This is a genomic window from Leifsonia sp. Leaf264, from assembly GCF_001422325.1.
Taxonomy (GTDB): domain Bacteria; phylum Actinomycetota; class Actinomycetes; order Actinomycetales; family Microbacteriaceae; genus Orlajensenia.
On sequence record NZ_LMMR01000007.1, the window covers coordinates 671,707 to 688,323 of the forward strand.

Below are 16,617 nucleotides of genomic sequence, written 5' to 3' on the forward strand. Positions count from 1 at the left end.
TAGTTTCGGAAACTATGATCGAAACATGACGACAGCCCACGCCGATGATCGCGTCACCCTCGCCTCGGTCGCCGAGGAGGCCGGCGTCTCGCTGTCGACGATCTCCAAGGTGCTCAACGGGCGGGCCGACGTGGCCGCTGCCACTCGGTCACGCGTGGAGGAACTGCTGGCTCAGCGCGGCTATGCCCGCCGGGGCGCCGGAACCGCTGCGAAGGCCGACCTCATCGAGCTGGTGTTCCATGAACTCGAGAGCGTCTGGTCGATGGAGATCATCACCGGAGTCGAGGCCGTCGCCAAGGAGCACGGCCTGTCCGTCGTGCTCACGGAGAGCGGCAGCAGGCACGCGCCCGACCCGGCCTGGGTCGAGGGCGTCATGCGTCGCCGACCCGTCGCCGTCGTGCTCGTGTTCTCGGGCCTCGCGCCCGAGTACCGGGAGAGGCTGCAGTCGCGGGCCATCCCGTTCGTCATCATCGATCCGGCCGGTGATCCGTCGCCCGACGTCCCGTCGGTCGGCTCGGCGAACTGGTCGGGCGGACTCCTCGCCACGCGCCACCTCATCGAACTCGGCCACACGCGCATCGCGACGATCACGGGGCCGGAGGACATGATGTGCTCCCTCGCCCGGGTCGACGGCTACAGGTCGGCGATGAACTCGGCCGGCCTCGCGGTCGACCCCGACTGGGTGCGCTTCGGCGACTTCCACGTGACCGGCGGGCGCGCTCACGCCGCCGAGCTGCTCGCCCTCGACGACCCGCCCACCGCCATCTTCGCCGGCAGCGACCTGCAGGCGCTCGGCGTGCTCGAGGTGGCCAGGTCGCGCGGGCTGCGTGTTCCCGAAGACCTGTCGATCGTCGGCTACGACGACATCCCGTTGGTGCAGTGGGTGAGCCCGAGGCTCACCACCATCCACCAGCCTCTGCGGCGCATGGCCGAGGAGGCGACGCGCATCGCCATCCGGATGAGCACCGAGACGTTCACGGGAACGCCGCGCATCGACCTGGCGACGAACCTCGTGGTGCGCGAGAGCACGGCGCCGCCGGCCGCCTGACGGCCGTCGTGGCGGCTGGAGGGGAACCGACTACAGCGTGACGTCGATCGAGGCGGGCCCGGCCGCCAGGTGCAGCAGCGACGAGCGGCCGACCTCGCTGGGAACGGAGACGGTGTAGCCGCCGGTGAAGCCCTGCAGCCTGAAGCGGCCTGCGGCATCGGTTCGCACCGCTGTCGGCGACACCCACCAGTCGCCCTTCAGCAGGGCGTGCAGGGCGTCATAGGCGGGCTTCCGGGAGCCGTCGGTCCGCACCAACCCGATCGGGGCACCCAGCCAGGCGTCGCGGTCGGTGATGCCCCAGTAGGTGATGGCCTCGACCGACGGATGCGCGACGAGGGAGCTGTAGTGCCGCACGATCTCGTCGGCCTGGCGCGCCTCGCCCTCGGGGGTCGACGGCCAGCTCGCCACCTGGAAGTCGTTGAGATCGACGATGTGGCCCGGCATGAGCTCGCCCGACACCAGTGACGTCTCGGTCAGGTGCAGCGGCAGGCCGTAGCGGGCGAAGCGGTCGACCATCGCCAGCATCACGTCCTCACCCCAGTAGCCCTGGTGCATGTGGGTCTGCAGGCCGATCGCCGAGAGCGGTATGCCCGCTTCGAGCAGACCCTCGAGCAGGCACTCGTAGGCGCTCGACAGGTCGAAGTCGTTGATCAGCAGGGTGGCCGTCGGATTCGTCGCCAGGGCCTCCTCGAAGGCCAGGCGCACCATGGCGATGCGTCCGCGATCGCGTGCCAGCCTGGTGATGCCGTTGTCCTCCTTGTCGAACACCGGCATGATCACGACCTCGTTGATCGCGTCCCAGGTGTCGATCAGGCCGGCGAAGTCCCCCACCTCCCGGCGGATGCGTTCCCGCTGCAGCCGTTCGATGCCGTCGACGTCGTGGTCGAGGAGCCAGGGCGGCTGCACAGTGTGCCAGACCAGCGGATGCCCCTTCAACGCCACACCGCGGTCGGCGAACCACTGCGCCGTCGTGGCGAGGCGCCGCGTGTCCGGTCTGCCGGGCACCGGTTCGAACCCTCCCCAGTAGAAAGGGAGGGTGGCGGTGTTGAAGAGGTCGAGCCAGAGGGCCGCGAGCTCGGCGTCGCCCGCGGAACCCGATCCGTTCGCGTGATCGACGAAGTCGAAGCCGATGTTGCCGAAGGCGAAGGCATGCGCCGTCTGCTGCACGGTCACGGTGGCGTCCACAATCGGCAGGCCCGACGAATCGCGGACGGTGACCACAGCCTCCCCGAGTCGGTGCGGAAGGTCGCCGCGACCCGGGGAGACGAGTTCCATCGGGTCAGCCGACAGGCTCGACACGCACCCCGGCGTGCAGTTCGCGGGTGTGATCGACGACGCGCGTCGCACCGGTGAGCTGCACCGGCTGTGCGAACACGATGTCGCCGCTCGATCGGCCCAGCCCGAGCACGATCTCCCCGGGCTCGACGATGCGCCGGCCGTCGCGGCCGGTGAAGCTCGCAAGGTCGGCGGGAACGTCGAAGGTCACTCGAACGGATGCTCCGGCCTCGAGCGCCACCCGGGCGTAGCCGATGAGCCGCTGAACCGGGCGCACGACGCTCGCCACAGGGTCGTGCAGGTACAACTGCACCACCTCGACGCCCGAGCGCTCCCCGACGTTCGCGACGGCCACGGAGACCTCGACACGACCATCGACGCCGATCGACGCCGTGCTCGCGGAAGGCTCGCTCCATTCGAACGCGCTGTATCCGAGTCCATGCCCGAACGGGAATGCGGAGGCGGGGTCGATGTTCGACACCTCGCTCGCACCGGCCAGCGGAGACGCCAGATACGTCGACGGCTGCGCGCCGGGGTGCGCGGGCACCGAGACCGGCAGGCGTCCACTCGGGTTCACCCGACCGCTGAGTACGCCGGCGATGGCGGGAGTCCCCTCCTCACCGAGGAAGAACGTCTGCACGATCGCGGATGCCGCATCCGTCGCCGATCCGAGGGCATAGGGCCGCCCGGACAGCAGCGTCACGACGCTCGGCGTGCCGGTCTCGAGCACGGCGTCGAGCAGCGCCTGCTGGGCGCCCGGAAGCTCGAGGCTCTCGGCGTCGCAGCCCTCGCCGCTGGTGCCGCGGCCGAACAGGCCGGCGCGGTCGCCGAGCGCGAGCACGACGACGTCGGCAGCGCGGGCCGCGGCGACGGCGTCGGGAATCGCATCCGTCTCACCCCCGTCGACCGTGGTGCCGCGAACGAAGTGCACGGTCGACGCCGGGAACTCGGCCCGGATCGACTCGAGCAGGGTGGGAAGCTCGATGCCGATCGGCACCTCCGGATGCTTCACCCCGACGTGGGCCGGGAACGAGTAGCAGCCGAGCACGGCATACGCATCATCGGCGTTCGGCCCGATCACGGCGATGGTCTGCGGAGCCGCGGATGCAGCACCGAGGGGCAGGAGCCCGTCGTTGCGCAGCAGCACCACGGCCTGCTCGGCGATGGCGCGGGCGATGGCCCGATTCTCGGCCGAGTCGAGGTCGACGCTGCCGCGCAGTCCAGCCGACGAGGAGGAATCGAGGTCCCGCCCGCGGAGGGCCGACGGCACAGGGGAGTAGTCGGCGTCGAGCATGCCGAAGCCGGCCTTCTGGCGGAGCACCCGCCGCAGCGCCCTGTCGACGAGAGCCTCGTCGACGCGGCCGGCCTCGACGGCCGCGACGAACCGCGTCGAGAACGCCTTGACCGTCGGCAGCTCGACGTCGATGCCGGCCTCCAGGGCCTGGGCGGCGGCATCCGTCCAGTCCACGGCGACACCGTGGAGCAGGTGCAGGAATCCGATCGCGAAGTAGTCGGCGACGACGGTGCCGTCGAAGCCCCAGGTGTCGCGGAGCAGCGCCGTGAGCAGCGTGGGGTCGGCTGCCGTCGGCACGCCGTCGATGTCGGTGTACGCGTTCATGACGCTCCTCACCCCCGACTCCCGCACGGCCATCTCGAACGGCGGCAGCAGCACGTCGGCGAGTTCGCGCCGCCCGACCGAGACCGGTGCGAGGTTGCGACCGGCCTTCGACGCCGAGTAGCCCACGAAGTGCTTGAGGGTCGCGACCACGCCCTCCGACTCGAGGCCGCGGATGTAGGCCGAGGCGACGGTGCCGATGAGGTACGGGTCCTCGCCGATGGTCTCCTCGACCCGGCCCCAACGCGCGTCGCGCACGACGTCGAGCACCGGAGCGAGGCCCTGGTGAACGCCGAGACCCCGCATGTCGGAGCCGATGCGGGCCGCCATCCTCTCGACCAGCGACGGATCGAAGGTGGCACCCCAGCTGAGCGGCACGGGGTAGGCGGTGGCGCCCCAGGCCGCGAAACCGGCCAGGCACTCCTCGTGCGCCATCGCGGGGATGCCGAAGCGGCTCTCGCGGATGATGCGCTCCTGGGTGCGCAGCAGCGACAGGGCGCCGAGCGCCGGGTCGACCGGTGCGGTTCCGAACGGCCGGGTGAGCTGGCCGAGGCCCGACGGCAGGAGGGCGTCGAGGTCGGCGACCTCCTCCATGTCGTGCTGGTGGGGGGCCACGTCGCCGCCCTCCGCCGACGCGCCGACCCAGACGCCGTAGAGCTGGGCGACCTTCTCCGACACCGTCATGGCGTCGATCAGGGCGTCGACGCGCTCGTCGATCGGGCGGGCGGTGTCGTGCCAGGCGGCATCCGTCGCCACCTGCAGGTCGTCTGCCGCGGTCATCCCTTCACCGCCCCGGTGAGTCCGCCGACGATCCGGCGTTGGGCGAGGGTGAAGAACAGGATGGCCGGCAGCATCGCGAGCGAGGTGAAGGCGAGCACGGCTGCGGTGTCCTGCGAGTACTGCGTGGAGAACTGCTGCACCCCGAGCGGCAGGGTGTACGTCGAGGCATCGCTCAGCATGAGCAGCGGAAGCAGGTAGGCGTTCCAGCTTCCGACGAAGGCGAGCACGCCGACCGTGACGAGGCCCGGCCCCGACAGCGGAAGCAGGATGCGCCAGAAGAAGCCGAAGCGGCTGGTGCCGTCGATGGCGGCGGCATCCTCCAACTCGGCGGGGATGGCTCGCAGGAACGGCACCAGGATGATGATCGTCGTCGGCAGCGCGAAGGCGATCTGCGGGACGAAGACCCCCGCGAGGCTTCCCAGCAGCCCGATGTTCTTCAGCATCAGGTACAGCGGCAGGATCGCCACGGTGATGGGGAACAGCAGTCCGGCCGTGAACATCGAGTAGATGGCGTCGCGGCCCCTGAACTCGTAGCGCGCGATGACGAAGGCTGCCATCACGCCGAGGATGACGACGCCGATCGTGGTCGCCAGCGCCGTGATGGTGCTGTTGCCCACCTGCAGCCAGAAGGTCGGGGAGGTGATGACCGACGCGTAGCTGTCGAACACCCACGGGTCGGGCCAGGCCGACGGGTCGGCGTTGATCTGCGGCGTGGTGCGGAAGCCGCCGATCCAGATGTAGGCGACCGGCGCGATGGTGATGCCGACGATGATCAGTGCGATCAGGTAGACGAAGGGCTGGCCCCAGTCGAATCCGCGACGGACTCCGGGAACCGGACCGGCTGATGCCGGCGGCTGACCGACGGATGCCGGTGGCGCGATGGTGGGCGTGGTCATGGTCAACCCACTCCTTGGGTGAGGGAACCGGCGAGGTCGCGACGGAGCACGAACCGCTGGTAGACGAGGGCGAAGATGAGGGAGACGATGAACAGGATCACCGCGACAGCGCTGCCGAAGCCCAGCTGGTTGCGCTGGAATCCGAACTGCACCATGTAGGTCGCCATGGTCGCCGTGGCGCCGGCAGGTCCGCCGCCGGTGACGACCCAGACCATGTCGAAGAGCTGGAGCGATCCGATGATCGACAGGAACGCCCAGATGCGGATGGTGGGTCCGAGCAGCGGGATGGTGATGTGGCGCTGGATCTGCCACCAGCTCGCCCCGTCGATGGCCGCAGCCTCGCTCAGCTCCTCGGGCACGCCCTGCAAGCCCGCGAGGAACAGGATGATCGCGAAGCCGATGTACTTCCAGGTGAGGATCCAGAACATGGTCCAGAGCACGATGTCGGAGTCCGCGAGCCAGAGCTTGGTGAAGCCGCCGAGTCCGATCGTCGAGAGGAAGGCGTCGAACGGTCCGTCGGGCTGGAGCAGGAGCTTCCACGACAGGCCGGCGATGACCTCGCTCAACACGTAGGGGATGAAGATGATGACCCGCAGCAGCGTGCGGCCGCGCATCCGTCGATTCAGGAGGAGTGCGATGCCGATGGCTATGGGGCCCTGGATGACCAGGGACAGCACCACGATGAACAGGTTGTGGCCGATGGCCCCGACGAAGACGGGATCGGTCAGGGCCCTGACGTAGTTGTCGGGGAAGTTGAAGTCGGTGAGCGGGCCGAAGCCGTTCCACTTGTACAGGCTGTAGACGGCGGCGAGCACCACCGGGATGAGGACGAACCCGACGTAGACGAGGGTGGCCGGTCCGACGAAGAGGGCGATCTCGAGGTGCTTGCGGCGGCGGGAGCGCGACGGTCGTGTCGACCGCCGGGCCGGGGTCGGGCCCGCGGAGACCGCGGGCCCGACCTGATCGGTGCGTGTGAGTGTCATGGTGCTTTCGTCACTCGGTCGCGGCGGCGTCCTGCATGCCCTTGACGATGTCGTCCGCGGATCCCTTGCCTGCGAACAGGTTGACGATTCCGTCGTTCATGGCACCGCCGACAGTGGCCCCGTAGGCCGTGTCGAGCCAGAGCTGCACGTACGATGCCTTCTGCTTGCCTTCGAGCACCATCTGCAGGTTGGGGTCGGTGACACTGGATGCGGCATCAGCCACGGTCGGGATTCCCGCGCCGGACTCACCGAAGCGCTTCTGCACGTCGGCGCTCATGATGTACTTCAGCAGCTCGACGCACTCCGGCGGAGCCTGCTGCGAGCAGGCGAAGCCGTCGCCGCCGCCGAGGGCAGCGGTCGGGTCGCCGGCGGCGCCGTCGATGCCGGGGAAGTTGAACCAGCCGAGGAACTCCGGAACCTTCTTGTCGTCGGTGAGACCGCCGACGACGCCGGGCTCCCAGTGGCCCATGAGCTCCATGGCGACCTTGCCGCTGGCGAGGAGGCCCGCACTGCTGCCGGCGCCCTGCTGGGCGGGGGTGGCGAGGAAGCCCTCGTTGAACGGCTCGGTCTTGAGGAAGGCCTCGAGGTCGTCTCCGGCCGTGACGAAGCACTCGTCGCTGAAGTCGTGCTTCGACTGCGCGGTCTTCAGGGTGTCGGGGGAGCAGTCCTTGAGCGCGAAGTTGTACCACCAGTGCGCGGCGGGCCACTTGTCACCGGCACCGACCGAGATCGGGACGATGCCGGCCGACTTGAGCTTGGCGACGTCGTCGTTGAGCTCGTCGAGAGTGGTCGGAGGGGCCGTGATGCCGGCCTGGGCGAAGAGGTCCTTGTTGTACCAGAAGCCCTCGATGCCGTAGCTGAACGGCAGGCCGTAGGTGGCGCCGTCGATCTGCCAACCGCTGGCCGTGGGGCCGACAGCGTCGAGCTCGTCCTTCACGTCGTCGGAGATGTCCTTGACGTAACCCGCGGCGACCTGGTCCTTGAGCTCGCCTCCGCCCCAGGCCTGGAACAGGTCGGGCGGAGTGTTCGAGCGCAGCGCGTTCGGGATGAGGGTCTTCTGGAGGTCTTCGTTCTGGTAGCCCGTGACCTTCACGGTGACGTTGGGGTGCGCCTTCTCGAACTCGGTGGCGACGTCCTGCCACAGGCCCTTGAGGGGATCCTGGTTGCCGTTGTGCCACCACGTCAGGGTGACCTTGCCATCGCCGTCGTCGCCGCTGTTCGCGCTACAACCGGTCAGTGCTGCGACCGCGATGCCGATGGCTGCTGCGCCAGCGAGCAGTCGCTTGGTGCTGCGTCTGTTCATCGTTGAACCTCTCGAAAGTTTCGACGTCTGCGTCGAAAGTGATCTGGACGCTCTGATACTACGGCTGCGGAGATATGCCGTCAAGCGCAACATATTCGGCGTGGCCGGGAGGCGCCTCGCCCTGTCGCCCGTAGAGTGTCATCCGTGAGCACCCTGGGGACCTTCGACGGCGTCCATCGCCGAAACCTGTCGAAAGTACTGTCTCTCGTGCACTACGACGGACCCCTGTCACGTGCCGCCATCACGGCGTCCACGGGCCTCAACCGCTCCACCGTGGCCACCCTGGTGGCTGAACTCGCCGCACTCGAACTCGTCGTGGAGAACGCCCCCGACCCGACGAACAGGGTGGGTCGTCCGTCTCCGGTGGTGGGGCCGCATCCGCTCGTCGCCGTCGTGGCCGTGAACCCGGAGGTCGATGCCGTGACGCTCGCCGCCGTGGGACTCGGCGGCAACGTGCTGCACAGCGAGCGCATCGAAGTCGATCACATCGTGAGCCCGGACGAGGTCGCCGACATCGTCGCGAGTGCTGTCGAGGGCTGGTCGACGGGCGAGCTCGCCGCTCTGCGCTTCATCGCCTGCGGGGTGGCGGTTCCCGGACAGGTGCGTCGCGGGGACGGCCTCGTGCGGTGGGCTCCGCACCTCGGATGGTCGGATGCCGCCATCCGCGACCTCCTCGAGGGGGCGACAGGGCTGCCGACGGTCGTCGACAACGACGCCAGCCTCGGTGCCGTGGCCGAGCACCTGTTCGGCGCCGGGCGCGGTGTCGACGACATCGTCTACTTGAACGGAGGCGCCAGCGGAATCGGCGGTGGCCTCATCGTGCACGGTCGTCCGGTCGGCGGGGCGGCCGGCTACGCGGGGGAGTTCGGCCAGAACCGACCGGGCATCGCCGCGATGGACGATCGCCGAGCGCCGGACGGCGTGCTCGAAGACGAGGTGAGCCGTGCCAGGCTCCTCGAGGTCGTCGGCCTCGCCTCCGCCGATGAGCCCACCCTCTCCGAGGCCCTGGTCGAGTCGACGGATGCCGCCGTGCTGCGCGAGCTCGAACGCCAGCGCCGCATCCTGGCCACGGCGCTCTGCAACGCCATCAACGTGCTCAACCCGTCGCTCGTCATCCTCGGCGGGTTCCTCGCGACTGTGGCCGCCAGTGACCTGCCGGCGCTCGAGGCCGCCGTCGTCGCCCAGGCCCTGCCGGTGGCGGGCGAGCAGCTCGCCATCAGGGTGGCCGCCCTCGGCGAGGACCGCCTGCTGATCGGGGCGGCCGAGGCCGCCTTCGCCGCCGTGCTCGCCGACCCGGAGCTGAGTCCGGTCGCCCGCTGAGCCCTGGGTGGGTCGGGCGCGGTTCGGCGTTCGTGGACGCGAGTCGCCGACACTATTTCGTTGCCGCCACCTGCAAACCGCACCGACTGAAGCCTTTTCGTGGGTATGGTCGATCCCGTGTCGGCCATCACTCAGTCCCCTCGCTCGCTCCGCGCCGGCGGCGGTACGGCGGAGGACATCCGCGATCGCAACCTGTCGAGCCTGCTCGGCTGGCTGCACCGTGACGGCGCCCACTCCCGCGCCGAGCTCACACGCCTCTCCGGTCTCAATCGCTCCACGGTCGGCGTGGTCATCGGCGATCTCGTGGCGCTCGGGCTGGTGAGTGAGGGCCCGGCCGTCGTGAGTGGTGCCGGACGCCCGAGCAGTGTCGTGATCCCCGATCCCGCCACCGTCGTCATCGCCGTGAACCCCGAGGTCGACGCCCTCAACGTCGGTCTGGTCGGCTTCAGCGGACGCGTTCTCCGACGGGCCCGCATCCCGTGGAACGGGCCTGTGAGCGTCGACGAGGTCGTGCGCGCCACCAGTGCCGTGGTCGCCGGAATGACGAGCGACGCCGAGGTCCCGTGGAGGATCCTCGGAGCAGGCATCGCCGTGCCGGGCCAGGTGCGGCTGTCCGACGGCCACGTCCGCGAGGCCACCCACCTCGGCTGGTCGGAGGAACCGCTCGCGGCCACGATGTCGGCTGCGCTCGGGGTTCCCGTGCAGGCCGCGAACGCAGCCGCGCTCGCGCTCCGCGCCGAGAGCACCTTCGGTGCCGGCCGTGACGCCGACGACCTGTTCTACATCATCGGCGGGGCGAGCGGCATCGGCGGCGGTGCCGTCATCGGCGGACGACTCGCCCTCGGGGCCAATGGCCATGCCGGCGAGGTCGGTCACATCTTCGTCGCCGACAACGGTCGGCTCTGCCACTGCGGGGCGAGCGGATGCTTCGAGACCGAGGTGTCGCGCGACGAACTCCTCGCGGCTCTCGGACTCCCGGTCTCCCAGGCGGACTTCCTGGCCGAACGCCTGCGGATGAGCGATGACCCCGCCGTCGCGGCACTCATCGAGCGCTACCTGGTCATCCTTCGCCGAGTGGTCAGCACGGTGTTGAACCTGTTCAACCCGTCGACGATCATCATCGGCGGCTTCCTCGCATCGGTGATCGACGGGGTGGATCCAGCGGACATCGTGGGGGAGTCGATCCGTTCGGCCCGGGAGGGCGTGCGGGTCCTGACGGGCTCCACCGACGTCGACCTGCTGCTGGTGGGGGCGGCCGAGCTCGTCTTCAGCGAATTGATCGCGGCTCCCAGCGCGCTCGTGGCGGGCATTCAGCAACGCTGATTGTTGCGGGGGCAAACATTATCCCCGTCGCCCGACGATCCCAGCGTTGACGTGCGATTCCTCGGCATATGCGCGTGAGCATCCGTCATTGGCGTGGAATTCAGGGTTGCGGAGAGCGCTCACACATGGTTATGTTGGCGGCGCAAACAAAATGGCATCGGAGTGGCTGCCCCATCGTCCTGCACGACGGCATCCCTCCCATACAAGGAGGTAGTGATGCGCAAGAGGCATATTGCGGCAGCAGCCGGACTCGCGATCGGAGCCCTGCTCCTGGCCGGATGCTCGGCCGGCGGGGCATCGAGCGATGACGCGAAGGTGAACACGGATCCCGACGGCAAGGGCAAGACGCTGACGCTCTGGCACTACGAGGGTGCAGACAGTGCGATGGGCAAGGCCTGGGACGCGGCCATCACGGAGTTCGAGTCGGAGACCGGTGCCAAGGTCAAGTTCGAGGAGAAGGCCTTCGAGGCCATCCGCTCGACCGCGAGCCAGGTGCTCAACTCCGACTCCGCGCCGGACATCCTCGAGTACAACAAGGGCAACGCCACGGCCGGCCTGCTCTCCAGCCAGGGGCTGCTCAGCAACCTCGACAACGCGGTGAAGGCCTACGGCTGGGACGAGAAGCTGGCCCCGTCGCTGCAGACCACGGCGAAGTACGACGACAAGGGGATCATGGGGTCCGGCCACTTCTACGGCATCCCGAACTACGGCGAGTTCGTCGACGTCTACTACAACAAGGACCTGTTCGCGAAGTACGACATCGCGGTGCCCACGACCTTCGAGGAGTTCGAGGCGGCCCTGAAGACCTTCAAGGACGCCGGCATCACCCCGCTCGCCGAGTCGGCTGCCGAGTACCCGCTGGGCCAGCTCTGGTACCAGTTGGCGCTGAGCAAGGCCACCCGACAGTGGGTCACGGACTACCAGACCTACACCGGGCCGGTCGACTTCCACGACGAGGACTTCACGTTCGCAACCGAGACGATCGCCGACTGGGTCGACAAGGGCTACATCTCCAAGAGCTCGACCGGCCTCAAGGCCGAGGACGCCGGAGTGAGCTTCATCAAGGGCGACGCACCCATCTTCTACTCCGGCAGCTGGTGGTATGGACGCTTCGTCAGCGAGATCAAGAACTTCGAGTGGTCGAGCTTCCTGCTTCCCGGCTCCGACATGGCGCCGGGCTCCTCCGGCAACCTCTGGGTCGTTCCCGAGAACTCGGAGAACAAGGACCTCGCCTACAAGTTCATCGACATCACGATGAGCCCGAAGATCCAGGCCATCATCGGCAACAACGGCGGCATCCCCGTCGCCGCCGACCCGGCCGACATCACGGACGCGAAGAGCCAGGAGCTGATCGCCAACTTCAACACGCTCACGGACCGCGACGGCCTGGCCTTCTACCCCGACTGGCCCACGCCCACCTTCTACGACGAGTTGAACGCCGGCCTCCAGGAGTTGGTGAACGGAACGAAGTCGCCGAGCGAGGTGCTCGACGAGCTCGGCACCGCCTACCAGGACGGCGTCGACGACATCGTCGGCTGATCGCCCTCGCTGATCGATCTGGACAGTTGATCGGCATCGGCGGCGGGGAGGCCGTGCAAGCCGCCTCCCCGCCGCCCCCACCCAGCGCTCACGCGATCCATCCCAGCGCACCTGCGACCGCACCACAGAAAGGCTCTCGTCATGACGACGCAGCTCATCCCTCCCGTGAAGGTGAGGACGAAGCGTTCGGTGGAGGAATCCCTCCTGCCGAAGAGCGGCAAGAACGACCGGGCGGCCTTCTGGCTCTACCTGATCCCCGGCTTCATCCTGCTGGCGATCGTCGTGATCGTTCCGCTGGTCTGGAACATCTACCTGAGCTTCACCGAGTACCGCGGCATCCGACCACCGATCTGGATCGGGCTCGAGAACTGGGTCGAGTTGTTCGGCGACGAGAAGTTCTGGATGTCCTTCGTCAACTCCATCGCCATGATCGTCGCGATGGTCGTCATCCCGACCCTTCTCGGCCTCGCGCTCGCCGCCATGCTGTTCGACCTCATCGGGCGCAAGTTCGGCGGTCGGCTCGCGAGCTTCCTGCGCGCCACCTACTACCTGCCGCAGATCCTGCCCGTCGTCGTGGCCGCCGTCGTGATCGGCTGGATCCTGCGAGCGGATGACGGCGCGCTCAACGAGATGCTCGCCGCAGTCGGACTCGAGTCCCTCCAGCACAACTGGCTCGGCAGCCCCGACACGGCCCTCGCAAGCATCATGGCTGTCATGGTCTGGGTGCAGCTGGGCTATCCCGTCGTGATCTTCATGGCCGCCCTGCAGCGTGTCGATCCCGAACTCTACGAGGCGGCTGAGCTCGACGGCGCGAACTGGTTCCAGCGCTTCACGGCCATCACGGTGACCATCATCCGTCCCGAGATCTTCGTGGTGACGCTGACCTGCACGATCGCCGCCCTCAAGGTGTTCGGCCCCATCTACACGCTGACCCGCGGAGGACCGGGCAACGCCACCATCGTGCCCAGCTACTACTCGTACAGCGAGTTCTTCCAGAGCCAGCAGGTGGGCTACGGAGCCACCATCGCCACGGCACTGACGATCATCATCATCCTGGTCGCAATCGTCTTCATCAAGGCGCAGAACCGTGCCGAACGAGCAGAGAGCGAGCGCTGAACATGGCGATCATCGCCCCCGACACGGCATCCGCGTCGAAGAACCAGAACGCATTCGCGCCGGCGAAGAAGGACTCGACCTTCAAGCTGCGCCGCCGAAAGACCAAGCGCACAGCTGGAGACTGGCTTCTCCTCGCCGCCGCGATCGTCGTCGGCGTGCTCATCGCGGCGCCGTTCTACCTCATCCTCATCAACTCGTTCAAGTCCCCGAGCGACTACTCGAACGGCGGGCCGCTGCAACTGCCGACGAGCCTGTACTTCGACGGCATCGGCGCGTTCTGGGAGCGGGTCGACTTCCCGCTCAAGCTCTGGAACAGCTTCTTCATCTCGGCGACGGTCTCGATCTTCGCCGTGGTCATCTCGGTGTTCAACGCCTACGCGATCGGAGTCGGCCGGGTGCGCGGACGCACGTGGATCGTCGTGCTCTTCCTGCTCGCCAACGTGCTGCCGCAGGAGGCGCTGCTCTACCCGCTGTACTTCATGTTCAAAGGCGTCGGCCTCTACGACAACGTCTGGAGCGTCATCATCATCTTCACGGTGATCCAGAGCGCCTTCGGCACGTACCTGCTCTCGAGTGTCTACGGCACCTTCCCGAAGGAGATCCTCGAGGCATCAGCCCTCGACGGGGCCAGCCGTTGGCAGATCCTCTGGCGCGTCGTCGTGCCGATCAGCCGTCCGACCCTGTCAGTGCTGCTCATCTTCTTCTTCATCTGGACGTGGAACGAATTCCTCATCCCGCTCACCTTCCTGGTCTCCAACGACAACCAGACGGTGCCGGTGGCCATCGCCACCCTGCAGGGCGACAGGCTGATGGACGTCACCACCACGAGCGCCTCGGCGCTGCTCGGCCTGATTCCCACGCTCGTCTTCTTCCTCATCTTCCAGCGCACCCTCACCAGGGGCATCACAGCAGGAGCGGTCAAGTAATGAAGTTCACCGACGGGTTCTGGCAGCTGCGCCCCGGCGTCACAGCCCTCTACGCCGCCCAGGCCTACGACGTCGTCGCCGGCGACCACGAGCTCGTGGTGACGGCGCCCACCAAGGTCATCACCTCACGCGGCGAGACCCTCAACAGGCCGAGCCTCACCGTGTCGCTGTCGTCACCGCTGCCCGATGTCATCAGGGTGCGGGTCGAGCACTTCCAGGGCGGCCACGACCAGTTGACCTTCCCGCTCCCGGGCGAGCTTCCCGGCATCGGCGACGTCACTGTGACGGATGCCGAGGCCACCCTGACCTCCGGTGCGCTCAGCGCGCGCATCGCTGTCGGCACCGACTCCTGGGACCTCTCCTTCGAGGCCGGCGGACGACGCCTCACCGGCAGCGGACCGAAGTCGCTCGGGCTCATCCAGCTCGCCGACGGCGCCCAGGTCGACTCCGGACTCGTCGGAAACGCCCGCACCGGCACTTCAGCCCCCCGCAGCGACACGTACACGCACGCCCAACTCGACCTCGGCGTCGGCGAGCTCGTCTACGGGCTCGGCGAGCGGTTCGGACCTGTCGTGAAGAACGGTCAGACTGTGGAGATCTGGAACGCCGACGGCGGAACATCCAGCGAGCAGGCCTACAAGTCGGTGCCGTTCCACCTGACCAACCGCGGTTACGGCGTGTTCGTGAACCATCCGGGGCACGTGTCGTACGAGGTGGGCTCCGAGACGGTCGAGCGCGTGCAGTTCTCGGTTCCCGGCGAGGCCATCGAGTACTTCATCGTGCACGGCGCCGACCAGAAGGCCATCCTCAACCGGTACACCGAGCTCACCGGGCGCCCTGCCGTCGTGCCGGCATGGTCGTACGGCCTCTGGCTGTCGACGAGCTTCACCACCGACTACGACGAGGAGACCGTGTCGAGCTTCGTCGACGGGATGGCCGAGCGCGACCTGCCGTTGTCGGTGTTCCATTTCGACTGCTTCTGGATGCGCGAGTTCAACTGGTGCGACTTCGAGTGGGACCCGCGCGTCTTCCCGGATCCGACGGGCATGCTCGAGCGACTGCATCAGAAGGACCTGCGCATCTGCGTGTGGATCAACCCGTACATCGGGCAGCGCTCGCCACTGTTCGCCGAGGCGAAGGCCGGCGGCTTCCTCGTCACCAAGCCGAACGGCGAGGTGTGGCAGTGGGACCTCTGGCAGGCGGGCATGGGTCTCGTCGACTTCACGAATCCCGACGCCACAGCCTGGTACCAGGGCAAGTTGCGCACACTGATGGATCAGGGCGTCGATGCATTCAAGACCGACTTCGGCGAGCGCATCCCGATCGATGTCGACTACTTCGACGGCTCGAGCCCCGAGCGCATGCACAACTACTACACGGCGCTCTACAACCGGGCGGTGTTCGAGGTGCTGGAGGAGGGTCGCGGCCTCGGCGACGCCGTGCTGTTCGCCAGGTCTGCCACGGCCGGCGGGCAGTCGATGCCCGTGCACTGGGGCGGGGACTCCACCTCCACGTTCGAGTCGATGGCCGAGACGTTGCGCGGCGGGCTCTCCCTGGCCTTCAGCGGCTTCGCGCATTGGAGCCACGACATCGGCGGTTTCGAGGGGACTCCGGATGCCGGCGTCTTCAAGCGCTGGACCGCCTTCGGCCTGCTCTCCAGCCACAGCCGTTTCCATGGCTCCACCTCCTACAGGGTGCCGTGGATCTTCGATGACGAAGCCGTCGACGTCACGCGCACCTTCACGAAGCTGAAGCTCTCGCTCATGCCGTACCTGCACCAGCTCGGCCTGGATGCATCCGTCACCGGAGCCCCTCTGCTGCGTCCGATGCAGCTCGAGTTCGGTGACGACCCGGCCACCGGCTACCTCGACAGGCAATACCTGCTCGGCCCCGACCTGCTTGTCGCCCCGGTGTTCAGCGCGGACGGCGACGTGGAGTTCTATCTGCCGGCGGGGGAGTGGACCGACCTCTTCACTGGCCGCGTCGTCGCGGGCGGACGCTGGCTGCGCGAGCACCACAGTTTCCACACGCTGCCGCTCTATGTGCGGCCCGGCGCCGTCATCCCTGTCGGCGCGCGCACGGATCGACCCGACTACGACTACCTCGACGGCCTGACGCTGCGCGTGTTCCCCGGTGCACCGGGATCGACGAGCACTGTGGTGACGACGCCCGACGGCACGTCGGCCACCTTCACCGTCGAGCGAACGGATGCCGCCGTGAGCGTCACCTCCGAACTCGCATCGGGCTGGTCCGTCGCGCTCGGCGCCGTGGGGGAGGCGGTCGCGGCCTCGGCCGGAGCGGTGGTGGTCCCGCTCGGCTGATCCCTGCCCCACGTCTCACTGGCAGTCCGGCGTTGCTCTGGGATAGGCTTGCCGAGCAACGATCGAATCGATTCGATCCGCGGCGATGCAGCCGCCTCGCGTGGCCCGCCGCATCCGTGACTCCGGGCATCCGTACCCCGGGACCCCGTGCCTCGGCCGGGCACGCCATCAC

Annotated in this window: 12 protein-coding genes; 7 read left to right on the top strand and 5 right to left on the bottom strand. The window is 68.0% G+C overall.

Annotated features, from left to right (window positions below; genetic code table 11):
* Window positions 1-25: 25 nt before the first annotated feature.
* On the top strand, window positions 26-1,048 hold the full coding sequence (locus tag ASF30_RS18930) for a LacI family DNA-binding transcriptional regulator (RefSeq protein ID WP_055910305.1): 1,023 nt from the start codon (window positions 26-28) through the stop codon (window positions 1,046-1,048).
* A gap of 30 nt (window positions 1,049-1,078) precedes the next feature.
* Here ASF30_RS18930 and ASF30_RS18935 read toward each other — a convergent pair whose 3' ends face one another.
* Genes ASF30_RS18935 through ASF30_RS18955 form a run of 5 tightly spaced genes read right to left on the bottom strand, consistent with a single transcriptional unit; the run spans window position 1,079 to window position 7,900 of the window.
* Window positions 1,079-2,323: an endo-1,4-beta-xylanase gene (locus ASF30_RS18935; RefSeq protein WP_082468113.1), complete on the bottom strand. Its 1,245-nt coding sequence runs from the start codon at window positions 2,321-2,323 to the stop codon at window positions 1,079-1,081.
* 4 nt (window positions 2,324-2,327) lie between these two features.
* Window positions 2,328-4,718, bottom strand: coding sequence for a beta-glucosidase family protein (locus ASF30_RS18940; RefSeq protein WP_055910308.1), 2,391 nt, complete (start codon window positions 4,716-4,718; stop codon window positions 2,328-2,330).
* Window positions 4,715-5,614, bottom strand: coding sequence for a carbohydrate ABC transporter permease (locus ASF30_RS18945; protein ID WP_055910310.1), 900 nt, complete (start codon window positions 5,612-5,614; stop codon window positions 4,715-4,717). Before ASF30_RS18945 ends, ASF30_RS18940 begins: the two co-directional genes overlap by 4 nt.
* A gap of 2 nt (window positions 5,615-5,616) precedes the next feature.
* Entirely contained in the window at window positions 5,617-6,597 is a 981-nt protein-coding gene (locus tag ASF30_RS18950; protein ID WP_055910313.1) for a carbohydrate ABC transporter permease, read from the bottom strand.
* A gap of 10 nt (window positions 6,598-6,607) precedes the next feature.
* Window positions 6,608-7,900 carry an extracellular solute-binding protein gene (locus ASF30_RS18955; RefSeq protein WP_055910316.1) on the bottom strand — a complete coding sequence of 431 codons (1,293 nt, stop codon included), beginning with the start codon at window positions 7,898-7,900 and terminating at the stop codon, window positions 6,608-6,610.
* Between the two features lie 144 nt (window positions 7,901-8,044).
* Here ASF30_RS18955 and ASF30_RS18960 point away from each other — a divergent pair, with 144 nt between their 5' ends.
* The 6 genes from ASF30_RS18960 (at window position 8,045) to yicI (ending at window position 16,445) form a co-directional block, all read left to right on the top strand.
* Window positions 8,045-9,220 (top strand): ROK family protein, encoded by a 1,176-nt coding sequence (locus tag ASF30_RS18960; RefSeq protein WP_055910563.1) that lies wholly within the window; start codon window positions 8,045-8,047, stop codon window positions 9,218-9,220.
* A gap of 117 nt (window positions 9,221-9,337) precedes the next feature.
* Window positions 9,338-10,543 (top strand): ROK family transcriptional regulator, encoded by a 1,206-nt coding sequence (locus ASF30_RS18965; RefSeq protein WP_235480392.1) that lies wholly within the window; start codon window positions 9,338-9,340, stop codon window positions 10,541-10,543.
* A gap of 216 nt (window positions 10,544-10,759) precedes the next feature.
* Window positions 10,760-12,082, top strand: coding sequence for an ABC transporter substrate-binding protein (locus ASF30_RS18970; protein WP_055910323.1), 1,323 nt, complete (start codon window positions 10,760-10,762; stop codon window positions 12,080-12,082).
* 141 nt (window positions 12,083-12,223) lie between these two features.
* On the top strand, window positions 12,224-13,198 hold the full coding sequence (locus tag ASF30_RS18975) for a carbohydrate ABC transporter permease (protein WP_055910326.1): 975 nt from the start codon (window positions 12,224-12,226) through the stop codon (window positions 13,196-13,198).
* A gap of 2 nt (window positions 13,199-13,200) precedes the next feature.
* Window positions 13,201-14,124, top strand: coding sequence for a carbohydrate ABC transporter permease (locus ASF30_RS18980; RefSeq protein ID WP_082468073.1), 924 nt, complete (start codon window positions 13,201-13,203; stop codon window positions 14,122-14,124).
* Window positions 14,124-16,445, top strand: coding sequence for an alpha-xylosidase (gene yicI / locus ASF30_RS18985; protein ID WP_055910328.1), 2,322 nt, complete (start codon window positions 14,124-14,126; stop codon window positions 16,443-16,445). Before ASF30_RS18980 ends, yicI begins: the two co-directional genes overlap by 1 nt.
* Window positions 16,446-16,617 lie beyond the last annotated feature (172 nt).